The following is a 20,599-nucleotide window of genomic DNA, read 5'->3' as shown; positions in this document are numbered from 1 at the left end:
TTTATGTATCTTTACTAAATAAACAAACTCCTGAAAGCAAGCATACCATACTATAAATAAAGTTCCACCCTGCCATTGAAATTCCAAGAAAAATGAAGCTAGGCACATTACAATACGCAATATTCGTATTTAACAAGTTGTTTTTTATATCATCAAAACTCAGATTATTTAAATCAACATTACTACTACAACCTAACACATCAAAAAACCACCCATATTCTAAACCCATATGATATATCGATATAAGCGCATTCACTATATAACATAAACATATAGAAACAAAAACTACTTTATGCTTTACAAACAAACTCACAATACATAAAATTATAATTATAAAATATGGTATGCGTTCATATATACACAATCTGCAAGGAATAAAACCAAAAATAAACTGAGATATATATGCAGTAATTAATGCAATGACGCTCAATAGTAAAAATAATTTATTATATATTTTCATGCTGTATCATTTCATAATAAAAGCAAAAACATATCGATTAAAATTAATAGCTTGTTGAATAGTCAAATCTAAACATATAAATGCAATAAGATACATAACAACTAATGTATAACAAACTATTATTATACCTTCTAACATTATCGAAAAACAATTATTATAAGTAAGTTGCAAAAAAGATATAGGCCATGGTTTTATAACTTCTATAAAATTAAAAAATACAAAAGGTATTGCAAAAAATATTATAAAATATGTCAGATTATTAAACCAAGCAGGGCATAAAAAAACTCCCTTACATAATCTATCATATATATCAACTAAATGCACATATATTGACAATGCAGCAGGCATTGAAAGAGCAACAACCAAAAGCTGGCCTATAACTATTTGTATAACTATATTATCGTCATTACTTACAAATTGTACGGATTGATTCTCGGTCTGAAAAATAAATATCGATATTATCCCTAATATTATGACAGATAATGCAACTTTACAGAAAAACACAGAAATCATTGCACCAGTCATCTCAATTCCTAACAAAAAAGAAGAAGCTCCATTCACTAAATAAAAAGCAATATAACATAATAACAAAGAACTTGCAGATGCCCAGTGACATTGCCATGCTGGAAGATATCCTATGCCAAAAAAAGTACTTATTAATGTTGTAGGAAGAAATCTGCCAATAATTTTTATTAAAACATGAAAATAAGACCCTAACATAATAACTACTCTTTAATTAGATATAACAAATCATACCCTTTACTAATAATATCATAACTAAATATCATTTAATAAAATTTTTTAGTATATATAAAGCCAACCTTATATTTACAAAATAAACGTCTCCAATTTATTACAAAAAGCTTAACTAACAATTCTTTAATACTTTTTAATCCTTTATATTTGATACTTTCATATAAGTAAAGCTTTTAAAGTCTTAAATGATAGATAACAAAAACATACCCCTATATTAATGAAAATACTTGACATAAATGAACTTAATTATTATTCCATCTCAAATAAATATTTATATCAGATACAAACCAAAATATTCTTTTAGAACTATGACTACAATTTATAAAATTAGTTTTTATAAGTATATAAAGTGAAGTTTTATATATAAAAAATTTAAAAAATAAATACACTATTAATTTTGTTTTGTACAAAGCTCATTATTTATGTAGCTTACAAATTAAAACCCACCAAAACACATATTACTCAAAACATTTTCCATAATTTAAAACTTAATAATAACTCTTGATAACACACTAAAATCATACGCAATAAATTTTCAAAAATTACTTGACTGATATACTAATCATAAACTACCATGGAGATAGTTTTAGGAATAGGTTTCCATTCAAACATGGCTAAAAAAGTTTCCAATTTGCTTGTTAAGTTAGTCAGCAGCGCAAAAACAGGTTATTTTTATGTAAAGAAGCGTAACCCTAAAAAGTTAGTTAATAAGTTATCTTTTCGTAAATATGATCCTATTGCAAGAAAGCATGTAATTTTTAACGAAGAAAAGCTGAAGTAGGTTCCTGATAATAGCTTTTTTTTGACCTATGGGATTCTTTTTCTATTAAAGATTCCTTCCTTTTGTCATTTTTCATATTCGTATGTATAGTATAATTGTATAAGTTGCAACTTAAAGGATCGGATGGATCTTCGCTGTTGGTACTGCTACATTGTAAACTAGTTTTTTGACTTGTTAATTCACTTAAATTTTGTGATAAACTACCACTATAATCACTAAGCTGCTCCACGTTGCCAATATTATTTTTATATAATTTACAGCTTGATTTATTATAAACACTATTGACATATTTTTGATTGACAATCGGAAAAATTGTCTTTTGTTCATTAAGTTGAAATACTAAAATGCTTACCATAAAGTAAGAAAAAAACATCAAAAAAAGCATTAGTGATGTTAATGTACCTAAAGTAACTTGCAGCTTCCATAAATTATCTGATGCTACAGATAATAATTTGTCTCTATATACAAAAATGCAGTACAAAGCAGCACTTGTCATTAATACAAATTTTCCTAAACATACACCTAATGATATTAAACTATAGTAAATAAATCGTGATCTTAATTTTTTTAAAATCAATTTTTGTATTTTATCATTTATTGAACGTGTAAACATTAGCAATGGTATATAAGAAATCTTAGCATCACCAAAGAATAAATCTTGCCTTTTATCAGAAAGTAAAGTGCAGATCATATCCATATTTTTTTTGTCAATAGCAATTTTTAGTGCTGTGGTATTAAATCCATTACATAAATTAACATCCAAATCTTTATATGAAAGAAGATGCTTAACAAATTGTACATCATTCTTAATAACAGCTTGATGCAATAATGTATTTTTTCCACAAGTACTATAACTATTTAAAGCTGTATATCCTGCTTTATTTTGAATACTAACATCACAATGTTTTTCTTGTATTAAAAATTTAGCAACATCAAAATTATTGCTTTCAATTGCTATATGTAATGGCGTATTACCTACCTGTTGAATATCATTATCTTTTAATTCTATCACTTCTCGAATTTCTTGCTGAGTCACATTATAAACATTACATAACTTCTTCAAATACTCATAATCTAAAGCTCTATCACAAACTTGATTATTTACATCTAGGTTTTTCACTAACCGAAAAATTTCTATTGAATTTACATTTCTTGCAGCATAATGTAAAACATTCTGACCATAAACATCTACTTGATAAACAGCATCAGGCACTTTATCAAGGATTAGCTTAACAATATCCACAGCTCCATTTGAAGCAGCTATATGTAAAGGAGTAGCACGGAACTTATACTCTGCAATAGATACACTTGTACCTTGATTTAACAAATAATTTACACATTCGTATGAATTTTTAGCAGCAACAGCAATATGCAAAAGCGAGTGGCCATATTGATTAACAGTATTAGGATTAATACTCATATTTTCAAGCAAATATTTTACGAGTTGCAACTTACCACAAAAAACTGCAATACTTACTAAGCTTTCTCCATCGCGATTATATTTACTAAAAATTAAATTATAACTAACACTATAATAGTCAAGCATAACATTTGTTAAAGATTTAGATGTATATGCATTATTTACACGTTTCTTTCTTCTTACAGCATGTAATGCTTTTTTATTACCACAATGTTTATACTTATAGCATTGTGATTTTTCTTCCTGTATTTCATTTTTCCATAATTCACCACCTATAATAAATAGCTCTATAACTTTTAACAACTCTTCAGATACTAAGTATTCAATTAAAGCATTAAACCCCGGATCTCTAGTATTTCTTAGAATTTTAATAATTTGTACTGCATTCTTTCGTAACCCTATATCACAATTATTATAATCAATCGTAACTTTACTTAATAATTTATCTAAAATTTTCAGCATGTCACAACATAAAGAGTAGTAACCCGCTTTACTATCAAGAACAAATAATCTAATAGCGTATGCTATAAGATTATAGCCTTGATGTGTATCATAAATATCTTTTATAGTAAATTTTGTATCCACAGAATTCAGTGAAAGTAAGTACCTTACATATTGAATATTTTTATTTTCTACCGCATATGCAATAGGAGTTTTGCCATCTACTTCATAAATAACTTTATCTTGTACAACAATTCCCTCAGCAGCATAAACATTAATATCTGCCCCATGATCAATAAGACACTCACAAAAATCACTTAATTGATCGTAATTTAGTATATTATCAATAAAAGGTAAATGTATCAAAAAGCATCTTATTACTTGTGAGGATTTAACATACTCAACAGCACTCATATTATTTTTTTTTTCAATAATATCGTTAACAACATCATCTTCATCTTTGTAAAAGACAAGGCCAGAGGCTCCTTTGACAACATATATTTGTTTTTCAACCAAAGATTTATCATCGTTACATGCACGTACTATTTTTTCATAAATACTTCTTGATTTTTTATCATTAATTTTAGCATTTAAACTATCAACAAGCAAACTTAGTGACATATACATAAACCAGCAAAAACTCTGTTATGTATAGTGAATAAATATGTGCATTAATACAACTCATACTTGTATAAAGCATATTTATAAACAATTCATGTTAATAAAATAACAACCAATGATAGACATGTTGAAATTAGTATTAGCATACGTTATCATAACATACGCTAAAGTAAATTCTGTAATTATTGTAATAACTTTTACATTATATTTGCTTTATTTACATTTAGTTTATATATTACTTATGTTATTTTTCAATTATTAATGTTAATGGATAAATTATGGAAAAAAATGTTACAGAACATGAAAAACAAGATTGTATGGTAGAATGTTCTATAAAGGACACTGTAATAAAAATTGTCATTGATTGTTTAAAACTTAAAGATGAACAAAAGAGTTCTATATGTGGTACAACTAATTTAGCAAAAGACCTAAATCTTGATAGTTTAGACTTTGTTGATTTGGTAATGTGCTTAGAAGAACATTTCTCAATCGAGATTTCTGATGAAGAAGCACAAAAACTTGAAACTATTAATGACATAGAAAAGTATATAAGCGATAAAGTAAAAAATTAATAAAGTTATTACTAGGAACTCGCATGGAAAAGAAAAGAGTAGTAGTCACTGGCCTTGGATTAGTAACCCCTTTGGGTACAAATATTAACAAAGTATGGGAATGTTTAATAAGTGGGGTTTCTGGTATCAGAAAAATTACAAACAGATTTGATAGTTCTGATCTGGAATGCAAAATTGCTGGTCAAGTGCTAATAAAACATGAGTCAGAAGATTACATCTTTGACCCTGCACAATGGATACCAGAAAAAGACATAAAAAAAATGGATACATTTATTCATTTTGGAATTGCAGCGTCCGCTGAAGCAATCAAGGATTCAAGTTTACTTACTTACAATAACCTTAATTATAATCGTATAGGAGTTCTTATCGGTTCTGGTATTGGTGGATTACCTTACATTGAAAAGACAGTCATAAACTTAAATGAGCATGGACCAAAAAAAGTAAGTCCTTTCTTCATTCCTGCAAGTCTAGTCAATTTATTACCTGGACACATATCTATGAAATATGGTTTTAAAGGATATAACAATTCAGTCGTTAGTGCATGTGCAACTGGCGCACATGCTATTAGCGATGCTGCAAAAATCATTCAACTAAGTGAAGCAGATGTAATGATTTGTGGGGGATCTGAAAGTGCTCTATGTCGCTCCGGAATTGCAGGATTTGATGCAATCAAAGCATTAACAAGAAAATTTAATGATACTCCAGAAATTGCTTCACGTCCATGGGACAAAGATAGAGATGGCTTTGTAATGGGAGAAGGAGCTGGAATTATAGTACTTGAAGAATATGAACATGCTAAAAAAAGAGACGCAAAAATTTATGCAGAGCTCATTGGATATAGTGCAACTTCAGATGCATACCACATCACCGCTCCTCACCCAGAAGGACAAGGTGGTATAGAAGCTATGAAAAAAGCATTAATCAATGCACAACTCGATCCATGCAAAGTAAACTATATTAATGCCCATGGTACTTCAACTCTAATAGGAGATAGTATAGAAATAAAAGCGATAAAATCAGTTTTTCAGGACCATGCTTATAAAATCCCAATTTCCTCAACAAAATCTTCAATAGGACATTTATTAGGAGCAGCAGGTAGCGTTGAAGCTATTTTTAGCATTCTTTCAATTATTAGCGGTATTGTTCCTCCTACATTAAATCTACATAATTCTTCAGAAAGTAGCGCTTTAAATCTTGTACCACTAATTGCCCAAGAACATAAAGTAATACATGCTTTGTCAAATTCTTTCGGTTTTGGTGGTACTAATGTTTCTTTAATTTTTAAAAAACTATCTGCTAGTTAATTACATATCTATATATTATGGAAACTATTAAATATAAATACTGTAATAATATCTAAGTGTTCTTTAATGTTTTGTTTTCTTTAAACACTTTACGTATCCGCCAAAAAACTTTTTATACTTTAATGTCAAAAACGCTTAACTACATCCAATAATTATAAGATATAAAATTAAACAATATGTAACATTATAAACTCATATTTTACAATTATTTATATTCTTATCAAAAGCACCTTACCTGATTACATTGTAGCCAATATTACATAGAATTAATTACTACATGTTAATATTCGTTTTATATATGATTTCCAACTATTATAAGCACTTTTATTATTGACATAAATTACCTATGTCTTATAAGTACGCTACGGTTGTTAAAAACTCTTATATTGATGACAAACCTTGAATTAGTGACACTATATAAACAATTCGTCTACTAAAACATTTTCTACACATTATTTCAGTAATGCTGCTATTTATATATATACTCCACACTGATTAGCAATTATTTATTCTTGATTATTTAAAATTAATATTTATATTTTTAAACTTAATACTAATAAATTAAAGTATTTTTTAATGTTCAATAATTTACATAATAATAATCAAATACACTATAATGATTTACTATCTTGTATAAGGTTAATACGTACCCCAAATATAGGACCCATAACTTTCTCTCATTTACTAAAATTATATAAAACTCCTCAAAATGCAATATACGCTTTAGAAGCCTTAACAGTAACATCAAAAACATACAACCAAATAAAAGAAATATACCCTATTGACAGAGCAAAAAAAGAAATTGACGACACTTATAAAATAGGTGCGAAAATTATAACAATGTTTGAAATACCATACCCAAAAATGCTACGTAATATTAATGATTTTCCACCAATTATTACTGTTTTAGGAAATCATACCTTACTACAAAAAGACGCAATTGCAATAGTTGGAAGCCGCTACCCATCGATCAATGGTAAAAATTTCGCTTATAAACTATCTTATGATATTTCAAAACACGGATTCATAACTGTCTCAGGACTTGCTAAAGGGATTGACAAGTCTGTACATAGTGTAATCTCAAAAAACTTTCCAACGATTGCAGTTATGGCTAGTGGCATTAATATAGTATATCCTAAAGAAAATTTGCACTTATATAAAGATATTGTACATAATGGAGGGTTAGTACTTACTGAATTACCTTTTTCATCATTGCCAAAAGCACAGTTATTCCCTCAACGTAACCGCATAATATCTGGATTATCGCTTGGTATTGTAGTAGTAGAAGCATCTAAAAAATCAGGATCTCTCATTACTGCAAACTTAGCATTATCACAAGGCAGAGAAGTATTTGCAGTTCCTGGATCACCACTAGATATAAGATATTCAGGTTGTAATAATTTAATAAAAAATGGTGCAAAACTAGTAGAATCTGCAAATGATATAATAGACGGTATCACATTTAATTACAACCCATTACAACAGAAGTTAATATATAGTGACAATATTACAAACAATAATAAAGAAGAAAATACTAAAAAAAACGATATAAAAAAGTTTATTTTACAGCAATTAAGTACTTCACCTACTAGCATTGAAGAACTTCTTAATTTAACATCTCTTAATATCAATGTAGTCCTCGCTGTTTTAACTGAATTAGAAATTTCACAAAAAATAGAAAGGTTACAAAATAACAAAATCGCTTTAATACTATGAATTAAAACAAAAGCTACAGCACATTAATACTTCATTAGTAAATTCATTATTGCACAACAATGTATTGTAATTTTAAAATATTTCACCCACCCTACAATCAGTTATATTTTGGCAAATTTTTTTATTTTATTAGGTTTAATAAACTACACATAATTATAGATATCACATAGACTCATAACATGTACGAAGTTTTAATCAAAAATATTAGGTAGTACAACTATTTAAAACAAAAAATATTTATGCATCACCAAAATACACATTAGGCCATCTAATAGAGTAACTCTATAATATAATTACCAATAGGTAAATACTAATATTTCCATTGATAAACACACGATTTTTTAAATAAGTAATAAGCATTATAAAAAATAATTTACAAATTATTCCCTATAAAATTTCTTTTACATTTAACATATAACTATGTAAATCTTATTTATACTTATGGTTAGGACTTACAATTTTTTATATTTTTCTACAAAGTATTTATTATAAATTAGAGCGATTTTTTTCTGTTTTACCAGAACAAAAAAGCCATTTTACATTAATTAGGGAATATTATAGCCATATTTCCTATTCCACTCAAAACTCTATTAATCATTTACATGTAACTAAATTTATATAAAGTTGCTCATAAATATTTTTTTGCCATAAAATTTACATATATCAATCACACATAGCAAATATTTATACTTATCATTTTGCATTATTTACAATAAGTAAATATAGCACAAAGATATAACTGCATAACTTAATACATTATTTAAGTTCGCTCAAATAATTTATCAATTGTTGTTAAACTAAGCTTAACATAAGTTGGCCTTCCATGATTACATTGGCCAGAATGTGCCGTATACTCCATTTGTCGTAAAATGCCATTCATCTCATCAATATGCAATTTTCTACCACTTCTAATAGAACTATAGCATGCTATAGTACCACAAATATCTTTTATTTTTTCATCCATAAATAATGTATTACCAAATTCTATAATACTATCAACAATTTTTACCATTAAAGATTTAACATTAAAATTGCCAAATATTGCTGGTACCTCCCTTACTACAACCGCCAAATTTCCCATAGATTCAAATAATAATCCCAATTTTAGCAATTGTGCTTGATATTCAAGAAGTGCTTCTAATTCATATTCATTATTTAATTCAACAACTTCTGGCATAATAAGTAACTGACGCTTTATACCATCTTTACTCATAGCTTTTTTCATATATTCATACGTCAATCTTTCATGAGCTGCATGTTGATCAACTATAATAACGTATTCTTTAGTCTGGGAAACAATATACTTATTATATAATTGACATATAGCATAACCCAACGGATAATCTTGTATTAATACATTATTATCTTGCAATGTTGATTTATTTTTATCATATATTGGGTTACTACGTTTTATAATATTATTTAAATCATCTTTACCATACAATAAAGATTGGACATTTTCACTTTGTTTTATATAAATATTATCGTTACTTTTTGACGTATCTAATGTCAACCCTATATCATCACAAACTATACTACACTCACTATTACTATCAGAATGTTGTAAATAATTACTATCTGAAGGAATACCTGATAAGAGCACATTATTATCATTGCTTTGTAATTTGTCAAATTCCAACTTTGATAAATGAGAACTTACAGGTAATTCTTGTACAACTGTTTTACCACATATCTTTTCAATATTATCTTTAACAAAAGGATCTTTATTATAAGAAAGGATATTACTATCTTTTAGATTCACATACACATTATTTGAAAGAGCATCTTTTAGTGCTTTAACAACAATATTAAAAACTAATTTCTTATCTTGAAATCTTACTTCTAATTTATTGGGATGCACATTAATATCAACTTGATCAAATGGAATATTTAAATATAAAACAACAACCGGATATTTATCCTTACTAATAAAATCACTATAGGCATATTTTATTGCGCCCACTAATAAATTATCATTTATAGGTCTATTATTTACAAAAGTATATATGCCACTAGATCGAGATTTATTAAAAGTTGGCAGACTTATATATCCACTTAACCTGATTGCATCTTTCTCTAGGTTTACTGCTAGAGCGTTATTTCTAAATTCCTCACCAAAAAATTTAATTTCAGACAACCGATCTATTATTTTGTCTTGTTTAAAATACTTAAAAATCAACTTATCATTAATGTATAAAGAAAAAGCAATATGATAATTTATTATTGCTAGTCTATTTATTATTTCAATAATATGTTGAGTTTCTGCTTTTTCTGTTCTTAAAAATTTCAACCTAGTTGGTGTTGCAAAAAATAAATCTCTTACTTCTATACTAGTACCACAAGATAAAGCTTCCGGTGATAAATCTTGTATTTTTTCTCCTCCTGCAATTAATATAGACCAAGCAATGTCAGATTTTGCATGTTTTGATATTAACTTGACCTTACTAACAGCAGCTATGGAAGTCAATCCTTCTCCTCTAAACCCTAAAGACCTAATATTAGTTAAGTCACCATCTATCAATTTTGAAGTAGCATGACAAAGAAACGCTAATTCTATATCCTTTTTAGGTATTCCAATCCCATTATCAGATACACTAATTAAATTACGTCCACCATTCTCTATTTTTATATTTATTAAAGTAGATTGAGCATCTATAGAATTTTCTAACAACTCCTTGACTACACTAGCTGGACACTCTATTACTTCACCAGCCGCTATCCTATTAATTGTACATGCATCTAGTAATATAATAGACATTTTTTAACGGTTGACATTACACAATATAAATATAGTATAAAAAAGTTATTTTAATAATCTTTATATTATAGCTTATGAAAAGCATTATTCAATCTTCTAATATAAGTACACAAAATAGCTTATCACTTTTTGATTTATTTCTACAAGCAGATGTAGTTGTGCAAGCTATTATTTTAATGCTTGTAATATTTTCCATAGTCTCCTGGACAATTATCTTCAAAAAATACATTACGCTACGTACACAACTTATAAAAACTACTGAATTTGAAAAATATCTAGAATTACAACAAGCCAAACAATCCATAAGTGAATTATATCAACACATACAGAATAATCAATGCCTCATTGCTAAAGTTTATATTTCTGGATTAACTGCAGCACAATCTAAACATTTACCTATAGATAATAAAAAAGAATACATATTACAATCAATTAATATTGAGTATCATAAAGCTATTGATATACTGGAAAGTAAAATAGAAATTTTAGCTACAATTGGTTCATCAGCACCTTTTATTGGGTTACTTGGAACTGTATGGGGAATCATGAATAGCTTTCAAGCTATTTCCAACACTGCTAATAGTAATTTAGCAACCATCGGTCCAAGTATAGCTGAAGCATTATTTGCAACCGCTATAGGGCTAATTGTGGCAATACCCGCAACAATTTTTTACAATAGGTTTACTGTATCTATCTCAAGACTCTCAAATAAATTCAGTGGTCTCATTAGTGAGTTTGAAATATTATTAATGAAAAAAGAGTGGAATTAATGCATATATCACGTAAAAAACATATATTATTACATAATATCAATATGACGCCCTTTGTTGATATAATGTTAGTTTTACTAATAATATTCATGATTTCTCCCACTACAGAAAACATGCCTTCTTTACTAGTAAATTTACCTACAGCAAAAGAGGCAACCCCTTTACATGTTAATCAATCAATTATTCTTACCATTAGTAGCAATGGTACCATTTATATAAACGACAAATTATCCAATGAAAAAACTCTTAAAAATGACTTAATATCTGCTATAAAAAATAAAGATATACAAATATTTATACGTGGGGATGATAAACTAAATTATGGTGCTATAATAAGGATAATTAATATAGTAAATAGTTATGGATTGAAAAATATAGCACTAGTAACAAAAACAACAACTTAACTGGACTATATAATGTATCGCTTATTGCACAGCAATATCTTTTACGTTACTCTTTCACTATTATTTCACGTGCTAATAACAAGTTTTTTTTTTATCAAGTTACCTAATTTACATTTAAAAAAAAACAATCTTTATACTAATCATATCGTTGTAATTGATGCATTACCATTAAACACAATAAATAACATACCTCTAAAACAAACACCTCCAACAAAGCCTCACCACAGTAACCATATAAATAAATTACCCACAAAAAATAATACAAATCAAAAAAAACATACTACAAACACAGCATCTTCCCATGAACATAAAAAGATGAAGGATACAGAAAAAAAAGTAACAAAACCTAAATCAAATAATAAAGAAACAAACACTGCATCCAATCATAACCAAAAAAATAAAAATGCCACAACACAACATGCATCTCCCCAACATGAACATAAAAAGATGAAGGATACAGAAAAAAAAGTAACAAAACCTAAATCAAATAATAAAGAAACAAACACTGCATCCAATCATAACCAAAAAAATAAAAATGTCACAACACAACATGCATCTCCCCAACATGAACATAAAAAGATGAAGGATACAGAAAAAAAAGTAACAAAACCTAAATCAAATAATAAAGAAACAAACACTGCATCCAATCATAACCAAAAAAATAAAAATGTCGCAACACAACATGCATCTCCCCAACAAGAATTAGCAAGTATTTTAAAATCCATAGAAAAAAGCAACACAACTAATAACCTAGAACAAAATAATGCTCAAGATGGTCTTATAGGAAAAGGTGATGTGAATTATGACAAAAATAGTCCTGTATCAATAAAAATCCTTGATGCTATAAGAAGTAAGTTTATCAAATGTTGGACTGTTCCAGCAGGAGCAAAAAATATAGGAAGTTTACAAGTTATCATAAACGTTGCTTTATCTCTTGATGGGAAAGTGATAAATGCAGAAATTAGCGATCAATATAGTTATGCTCATGATCATTTTTTCAGAGCAATAGCAGATAGTGCTTTACGAGCCGTTTATAAATGTAGCCCGTTAATTGGATTATCAAAAAAACACTATAACATATGGAATAACATCTCATTAAATTTCGACCCACGACATATGTTGTAATTTACTAAGCCTTCAAACCCCGTAAGCAAAATAATACAAACTTTACTATATTAGATATTTAATACAATAATAACAAACCACTTGCATCAACAATATACTCTTATATGACACAATATTCTTATATACTAAAGAAATTCCCTATAAAACTGCGGGCAACAAACAGTATGTAAATTATATATAGCAACAAGTGTATATATTCTTAATAGACAAGATGTTCATTCTAAAATTTCTACATACAAAAGCCGCATCTTTTGATCAATTACATTTTGCATGCCAATTACTTAAATAAAGAAGAAATTACAATCCTTATAAAAAATTAAAGTTCGTATTATAAATGATAATATACTATCTAAATTTAAAACATCTGATTATTTCTCGTTACACATAATCATCACAAAAGATCTTTTTTAGTACTCTGAATATACCTTCTTAAGCTACTATTAGTTACTACAACTGTTTTTGCAATTTTATCATGCCAAGTCTGCTTACGTTTATCAAAATGACCCCACAGCATTCCTAAGCATAAAGGTATTCCCGATAATGGAAAAGCAATAAACCTCTTAAAAGCTTGCATAATTGTCACATTTTTAAAAGTTTCTGCATCTACTATCCTTAATCCCATAGAAAATTTTCCTATGGTAGATGCAAATCTTACCCACATATACATCTTATATAAAAATATAGCAATTAACTGTACTATTTGTTCACCAACTATTATAAATAAATATACATTTTTAAAATAATTTTCTTCATTATTCAATGAAGCTTCCATTTTATACTTTTCTATAGATTTAGCATACATTTTATTTTTAGGGTACACAGCATATACAAACACAACATGTATAATTTGAATAATTAATAATATTATTATTAGATCTAGTATAATACTTAAACATCTTCTTATACCACCTACATAACAAATACTATCGTTTTCTTTCAAATTTTTTTTAGGATTAAAAAAAGAAAGTAACTTTAAAATAAACTTCATTTTATAGACCTTATGATATTTACAAATGCTAAAAAGGCTTCTTATCTTGATTTACATTAGGAAAAATAAGCGTAACAACAGTGCCTAAATTTGGCTCACTCTTGATTTTAAATACTCCATTCATCAATTCTACTAGTTTTTTACTTAAAGGTAATCCTAACCCCGTACCTTCATATTTACGTGAATGCTCGCTATCAGCTTGCCCAAAAATAGACATAACCTTATAAATATCCTGTTGAGCAATACCTATTCCATTATCACTAATTTCAATAATTATTTCTTCTGTATTTGCTTCTACATATAATTTTACACATCCATTTTCCTGCGTAAATTTTATTGAGTTAGATAATATATTAATAATTACTTGCTTTATCCTTTTAGGATCCGCAAACATTATTACATCATTATTTGGAAATTCTTTTTCTATTTTTATTTTTGTTTCGCTTGCCCTTTGTAATACCATATTGCAACATGATTCTATTACTTTTAATAAATCAAACTTAATTGGTTGTACAGTAAGTTTATTCGCTTCTGCTTTAGAAAAATCTAAAAGATCATTAATTATACTAAGCAGGTGAACACCTGACTGATAGATATCATTTATGTATTCCTTATATTGTTTGTTCCCTATAGCACCCATAGATTCATTACAAATAATTTCTGAAAATCCAATAATAGAATTTAAAGGAGTACGTAATTCATGGCTTACATTTGCAAAAAACTGAGATTTGCTAACATTCTCTTTCTCTGCAATTTCCTTAGCTTCTTTTAATTTTAAATTAGTATCGTATTGCTTACTAAGAATTTTTGTGTTTCTATTATAAATGAAAAAAACAAAGATAATACATACCAGAACTATTAATGCAATAAAAAAAGTAAGTATTACATACGTTTTTGTAATAAAACTTGACAAACTTGTAAAATTTTTAGTAACCTTTAAAAACATTATAGGCTTTAAATAATTACTACTTGACGTAAAAACAGGAAATACTGTAGTAACAGTACTACCATCAACCGTACTATATAAACTTCCTTTTGTTAATAAAATATCAATCTCTTCGCTAGATAATAATTTCTGATTACAACTTTTATGAGCATTGCTTACATTATTGTCAGTAGTTAATATAATATTTCCATCCAAGTTATATAAAACTACAGAAATATCATCAATACCCTTTAAAGTCTTGATAAATTCAGCACGTAACTTAATAAGAACATTAACATAATAAGGGCTTACCCCTACATGATTAGGGATTTTACTTAATAAGTAAGTATACTTATTAAGTATGGAATTAACAATAATATCTCTAACATTTGTGTTAATTTCCTGAGAAATACTATATAAAGAATTATATTTCAAGTATATATGCATATATCCAGTAACAATAATCAATGTACTTACAAGTACCAACAAAAGTGCAACCTTAACATATTTCATATACAACTCATTATATCAAACAATCTAAAACTACATAAACATTATATATTACATACACCAATGCTTTATCATTTGATACGTTACATATTTTTATAGTGTAGTTCGTAAAAAAATAATAGATTTTTCGTCAAAATATCACAATATAACTTGCAAATTATACCTTTTTTAATCTATATAACTTATTTAATAATAAAGGCACATTCTAGTTTAAGTTAATGTTTTAATTTTGTAAAAGTATAATAGATTTTTTATAAACTTATTAATCATTAGAGTATTACTTCTTTATATAGCATCTATGATATGCATACCGCCCCTTATAGGCTATAGCATATATAATGCACTAACCACTTTAACACATTATTACTTGACATAAGTTATACCATAGTATAGCTTCTAGCTAATAATTATTTCTTGAGAATTCAATGCCATTCCCTCTTATCATGCCGTTTTACAATCCAAAAAATCTTAGTTTTACACATGGTAAAGGAGTATATTTATATGATAATAATAACAATCGTTACCTTGACTTTACATCTGGAATTGGTGCTAATTCTTTAGGGTATTCTCATCCCATATTAATAGATGCACTTAAAACTCAAGGAAACAAAATTTGGCACATTTCTAACTTATATATTATACCAGAAACAGTAAAGCTAGCTCAAAAATTAATAGGTAGTAGTTTTGCAGATACAGCATTTTTTGCCAACTCAGGTGCTGAAGCAGTAGAATGTGGTTTAAAAATTGCAAGGTCGTACCAAAATGGAAAAAGAAGACCTGAGCGTTACAAAGTATTAACATTAAAAAATTCTTTTCATGGAAGAACATATGCAGCCTGTTCAGCTAGTGACCCACAGAAATTTTCCCCTCTTCTCTATCCATATGTTGATTGGTTTGAAAACGTTGACTGTGACATTAATGTAATTAAAAGCGCTATTAGTAAAAATAACATAGGAACCATACTTTTAGAGCCTGTGCAGGGAGAAGGTGGTATAAACGTAATTAATAGTAACTTATTAAAGGAGCTGCGCCTCTTATGCAATGAAAATGATATTTTATTATTTTTTGATTGCGTACAATGTGGCACAGGAAGGACAGGAAAGTTTTTTGCATATGAACATTTTGACGTACAACCAGATATATGTTCCGTAGCAAAAGGCATTGGTAGCGGGTTCCCATTAGGTGGATGCTTAGCAACTGCAAATGCTGCACAGTTTTTATCCGTAGGAATGCATGGATCTACTTATGGAGGAAATCCTCTAGCAGCAACTATTGGATATACTGTCGTTAGTGAAATTTTAAGTGAGGGTTTTTTAAATAATGTTACCAACAACGGTATTTACTTAAAAAATAAACTTATACATTTATCCAATCAATTTCCTATAATAGAAGAAGTAAAAGGTATAGGTTTAATGTTAGGAATAAAGTTACAAGATAAAATCAGTAATGTTGCATTAGTAGAAAAGCTTATACAGCATAAGCTGTTAGTATGTGTAGCAAGTAATAATGTTATAAGAATGCTTCCACCACTAATAATATCACAACAAGAAATAGACGAGGCAGTTAATATTTTTAAAACAGTATTAATAAATACTGATTTTCATTAGTAAGTACTGAGTGTTATTTATAAAGGGATGTTATAAATTTATTATAGTTAACAGAGTTAAGTGTTCTAATAAACTAATGTCAGTTTTATACTCAATACAAAAGTTTTATTTGTATAGTAGAAGCAAACGCGCTAATTATTATAAAATAAAATTGACTTAATTTCTGTCAAGATTATAATTATTAGTTGTAACTAGTGTATTAATTAATAACACATTTAAAATAAATGTGAGATTCAGGTTAATGCTAGCAAGCGTCTATATTACTAGAAGTAAAAATATAATTTACTGTTAAAAAAAATCAAGGTAAAAATTATGATGGAAAGTCCTAATAGTGTTTCACATGAATATGTTAACAATTTGCAAGAAAGTCTTTTAAATTCTAATAATAGTTTATCACAAATAAACCATGATACATTAATAGCTGATATACAACAGTTACAAAACGATTATGCAACAACCATAGAAGACATAAATAAGATAAATACATCTTATGTATCCGCCATAGAAACAATAAAGCAACATAAAGTTGCCAAAACTATAATGGATAATCACACAGAAACATACAATAATTTGCAAAAATACCTTGATGTTAGTACTAAATTAAATCATATACATAATAGCTTAAGAGAAGTTCAAGCAAATCACAGAAAACAGTTCTTAGCTTTCACATCACCTCATGATGCAATACCACTTTATGAAGCTATTAATATAGCTCTTAACACTGCTACAAAAAACTACAATGCTGCACAAAAGAAACTTAAGAATGCTCAAAAAGAATGCTCTAATAATAAAACCATCATTAATAATATTAAATTAAGGTTTTACACTCATCAACAAGACCTAGCTTGTATCTGTAAAGAGTTACAAAATGTTCTAATAAATACACACAATATAAACAACAAAAAAATATTTACTATAGAACAATACATTATTAATCAAAAATCCGCAACTTTCGAAGAAATAGAAAAGGTTCAAGAAAAACTTAAAGCCGCTATAGAAGAGCTAACAGGTCTTACAGAATCAAGTGTCGAAAAAATACAAGAAATTCAAGAAGAACTTAAAATATTTATAAAGGAACTCGCAGCTATTAAAGAAACAACAATTCAAAAAGAGCTAGAAAATAGCAAGGAATTTCCTACAACTGATATACCAACTCGAACTAAATATGCTACAAAAAATACTGATAAAAAACTAGCAGAAATATTAAAAGCTTGTCAAAATATACGGTCAATTCAAGAAAAAATCATAACTCTCACACAAAAGTTCATTGATATAGAAACACAACAATGTAACAATAATATGCAATCCAAAATGCTAAAAGATTCAATACAAAAAATTGACGAAGAAATCAAAAGTACCGATAAAAATCTTAGAATCTTAACAGTAGTAATAGAACAAGAAGAAAGAAAAAAAATACTTATTCAAGACAACATCAACACTATCACAACAAATTTCAATAATGAAATACAAAAAATGCAAGAATGTTCAAATAATGTCACACTTATCCATAATAAAGTCAGTAGCATTCAACGCGAAAAATCAGATTATGAAAATAAAATATCTCAGTTATATAACGATTTTATAGCCACAAAAAATAATGTGGTAAACAAATTAGCAGATATTACACAAAATTATGATTCTCAAAACTATGATACTATAGCAACCAATTTACAAAAAGATATCTTATATACATTATCAATAGTACAACAGTTAATCAATAAAGAAGTTAAGACTATAATAAGCACATATGACCCTTATACTACTTTTTACAACATGGCTCCAGAAATGCTAACTGCAGTACGTCTAGTAAAAGAATATAGAGAAGCTAGACACGCTATAATGAATAAATACTTAACCGCTAAACGCAGGATCGAACAAAAATATAACATTAACGTAAATTACTTGATAAAAAACAATAATAACAATAATGCATCATATGTTGATCGCTTATTTTTTGCAGTAACTTTATTAATAATAATAGTAGATGCAGCTTCTTCAGCCTTCAGTCTTGCCGCAAAATTCTATAACTTAGAAATATACAAACAATATGTTACTTATATAGTCTATAGTCTGTCCATAATATTATCTCTATTTTTAATATTACAATCAGTTATTGCACTTAAACAAACAAATAAGGATAAAAAAGAAAATATCATTACAAGTAACCTTGCAAAAATTCAACACTTTCAAAGCTCATTATCAATAGTGAGTTCAATACTATGGACCACATTGTTTGCTATTTCATTATATATGCTTACTGGTAACTACACTAAAACGCTTGTTAACATAAGTTTAGTATTGTCATTAGTTGCACCTATAATTGGATTCATCTCTTCTATATCTAGAGTCTCAGATCAATGGATACAACAAAAAAATAAACAGCATTCACCTCAAGAAAGACATAGATCTATACTTAACCTTATATTACGTCCAATTACATTGTATGTTATTATTTCTACCCTTGAGCTTATTCATTGTGTATGTCATATATTAGAAGCTATAAATCTCAAAGGTAACATGCAAAATATTTATAATTTTAATATCCTACCTGCAATAATTGTACAGCTAATAGTAGCAATTATGTTTATGGCATTAGAAATCTTACAAGAAACAAACATTTGGCTAAATATAAATAATAATAATAATAAAACATTACCTGATGACCTTAGCCATCTTATAAATAATGATAATAGCTTAAGTGACTATATTGTAGCCTATAGTGCAGAAAATGCAGCTTATATTACAGATGAGAACAATAGCGTATATCCTCAAGTAAGCAATGCTATGCCTACATCAACATCAATGCATTTATAATATTACCATTATTGATATTATTTATAAGATAACATTTATCTATTTATGAAATAACCTATAAGCTGCACTACAGCAGCTTTATATAATATATCAAGACAAACAATATCAATACCATACTCCTGCTAACAACTAACATACAAGTAATAAGCGCAATTACTACAAACTCATCATGAAGATATTATTATCCTAATCTTTTTTTACATATATCTATATGTAGAATAATTATATACAACAATATCAATCTTCCATAGTATATCAAGTCATACATTATCTACTTGACATATTTAATAAACTTAACCTACAACAATAACAAAAAATACTCACCTCATAACTTATGTAAATACATAATTTAAATGTAAACTTTCATCATTTAATTATAAACTTAATATATATACAATCTTACATTATCTGATAAAAAATACTTGAATTATTAACTATCAAATACACAACATAAATATTATTATCAATAATACCTAAACATTATCAATATTCATCCTTTCATACTTTATATATTCAGTTATAACCAATAAACTTCTCTATTTACAATAAAAGTAACATAAGCAATCTACAAAATATTTACATAAATTAACAATAAAAATTAATCTTAAATATTTGATATATAACTAA

At 27.4% G+C, this 20,599-nt stretch carries 15 protein-coding genes; 9 read left to right on the top strand and 6 right to left on the bottom strand.

The features are described from left to right. Position 1: 1 nt before the first annotated feature. The gene (locus tag NLO413_RS04625) at positions 2-460 is read right to left on the bottom strand and encodes a disulfide bond formation protein B (protein WP_045809299.1); all 459 of its coding nucleotides are present in this window, start codon (positions 458-460) and stop codon (positions 2-4) included. A 6-nt stretch (positions 461-466) separates the two neighbouring features. Continuing rightward, positions 467-1,180: a phosphatidylglycerophosphatase A gene (locus NLO413_RS04620; RefSeq protein ID WP_045809298.1), complete on the bottom strand. Its 714-nt coding sequence runs from the start codon at positions 1,178-1,180 to the stop codon at positions 467-469. A 646-nt stretch (positions 1,181-1,826) separates the two neighbouring features. Between NLO413_RS04620 and rpmG the strand changes: the two genes are divergently transcribed. Then, on the top strand, positions 1,827-1,997 hold the full coding sequence (gene rpmG, locus NLO413_RS04615; protein WP_045809297.1) for a 50S ribosomal protein L33: 171 nt from the start codon (positions 1,827-1,829) through the stop codon (positions 1,995-1,997). On the opposite strand, the gene NLO413_RS04610 is transcribed toward rpmG, so the two are convergent. Then, positions 1,975-4,479, bottom strand: coding sequence for an ankyrin repeat domain-containing protein (locus tag NLO413_RS04610; RefSeq protein ID WP_198138902.1), 2,505 nt, complete (start codon positions 4,477-4,479; stop codon positions 1,975-1,977). The two genes, rpmG and NLO413_RS04610, sit on opposite strands and share 23 nt — an antisense overlap. A gap of 278 nt (positions 4,480-4,757) precedes the next feature. Here NLO413_RS04610 and NLO413_RS04605 point away from each other — a divergent pair, with 278 nt between their 5' ends. From NLO413_RS04605 to dprA, 3 genes are all read left to right on the top strand, one after another. Next, the gene (locus tag NLO413_RS04605; RefSeq protein WP_045809295.1) at positions 4,758-5,051 is read left to right on the top strand and encodes an acyl carrier protein; all 294 of its coding nucleotides are present in this window, start codon (positions 4,758-4,760) and stop codon (positions 5,049-5,051) included. Positions 5,052-5,074: 23 nt separating this feature from the next. Next, a complete protein-coding gene (gene fabF, locus NLO413_RS04600; RefSeq protein ID WP_045809294.1) occupies positions 5,075-6,355 on the top strand; it encodes a beta-ketoacyl-ACP synthase II in 1,281 nt (426 codons plus the stop codon). A 576-nt stretch (positions 6,356-6,931) separates the two neighbouring features. After that, on the top strand, positions 6,932-8,071 hold the full coding sequence (dprA, locus tag NLO413_RS04595; RefSeq protein WP_045809293.1) for a DNA-processing protein DprA: 1,140 nt from the start codon (positions 6,932-6,934) through the stop codon (positions 8,069-8,071). A 760-nt stretch (positions 8,072-8,831) separates the two neighbouring features. On the opposite strand, the gene mutL is transcribed toward dprA, so the two are convergent. Then, positions 8,832-10,829, bottom strand: coding sequence for a DNA mismatch repair endonuclease MutL (gene mutL, locus NLO413_RS04590; protein WP_045809292.1), 1,998 nt, complete (start codon positions 10,827-10,829; stop codon positions 8,832-8,834). 74 nt (positions 10,830-10,903) lie between these two features. Here mutL and NLO413_RS04585 point away from each other — a divergent pair, with 74 nt between their 5' ends. The 3 genes from NLO413_RS04585 to tolA are packed head-to-tail and all read left to right on the top strand — an operon-like array spanning position 10,904 to position 13,128. Beyond that, positions 10,904-11,599: a MotA/TolQ/ExbB proton channel family protein gene (locus tag NLO413_RS04585; RefSeq protein ID WP_045809291.1), complete on the top strand. Its 696-nt coding sequence runs from the start codon at positions 10,904-10,906 to the stop codon at positions 11,597-11,599. After that, positions 11,599-12,003: an ExbD/TolR family protein gene (locus tag NLO413_RS04580; protein ID WP_045809290.1), complete on the top strand. Its 405-nt coding sequence runs from the start codon at positions 11,599-11,601 to the stop codon at positions 12,001-12,003. Before NLO413_RS04585 ends, NLO413_RS04580 begins: the two co-directional genes overlap by 1 nt. Positions 12,004-12,015: 12 nt before the next feature. Next, positions 12,016-13,128: a cell envelope integrity protein TolA gene (tolA, locus tag NLO413_RS04780; protein WP_084229845.1), complete on the top strand. Its 1,113-nt coding sequence runs from the start codon at positions 12,016-12,018 to the stop codon at positions 13,126-13,128. A gap of 391 nt (positions 13,129-13,519) precedes the next feature. On the opposite strand, the gene NLO413_RS04570 is transcribed toward tolA, so the two are convergent. Next, positions 13,520-14,116 (bottom strand): RDD family protein, encoded by a 597-nt coding sequence (locus tag NLO413_RS04570; RefSeq protein ID WP_045809289.1) that lies wholly within the window; start codon positions 14,114-14,116, stop codon positions 13,520-13,522. A gap of 28 nt (positions 14,117-14,144) precedes the next feature. After that, positions 14,145-15,554 carry a sensor histidine kinase gene (locus tag NLO413_RS04565; protein WP_045809288.1) on the bottom strand — a complete coding sequence of 470 codons (1,410 nt, stop codon included), beginning with the start codon at positions 15,552-15,554 and terminating at the stop codon, positions 14,145-14,147. Between the two features lie 422 nt (positions 15,555-15,976). Here NLO413_RS04565 and NLO413_RS04560 point away from each other — a divergent pair, with 422 nt between their 5' ends. Both NLO413_RS04560 and NLO413_RS04555 read left to right on the top strand, forming a co-directional pair. After that, positions 15,977-17,158, top strand: a complete 1,182-nt coding sequence (locus NLO413_RS04560; protein ID WP_045809287.1) for an aspartate aminotransferase family protein — start codon at positions 15,977-15,979, stop codon at positions 17,156-17,158. 312 nt (positions 17,159-17,470) lie between these two features. Then, positions 17,471-19,972: a synaptonemal complex protein 1 gene (locus NLO413_RS04555; protein WP_045809286.1), complete on the top strand. Its 2,502-nt coding sequence runs from the start codon at positions 17,471-17,473 to the stop codon at positions 19,970-19,972. Positions 19,973-20,599: the final 627 nt, after the last annotated feature.

Source organism: Candidatus Neoehrlichia procyonis str. RAC413 (assembly GCF_000964795.1).
Classification (GTDB): Bacteria; Pseudomonadota; Alphaproteobacteria; order Rickettsiales; family Anaplasmataceae; genus Neoehrlichia; species Neoehrlichia procyonis.
This window is presented reverse-complemented; position numbering and strand designations above follow the sequence as displayed.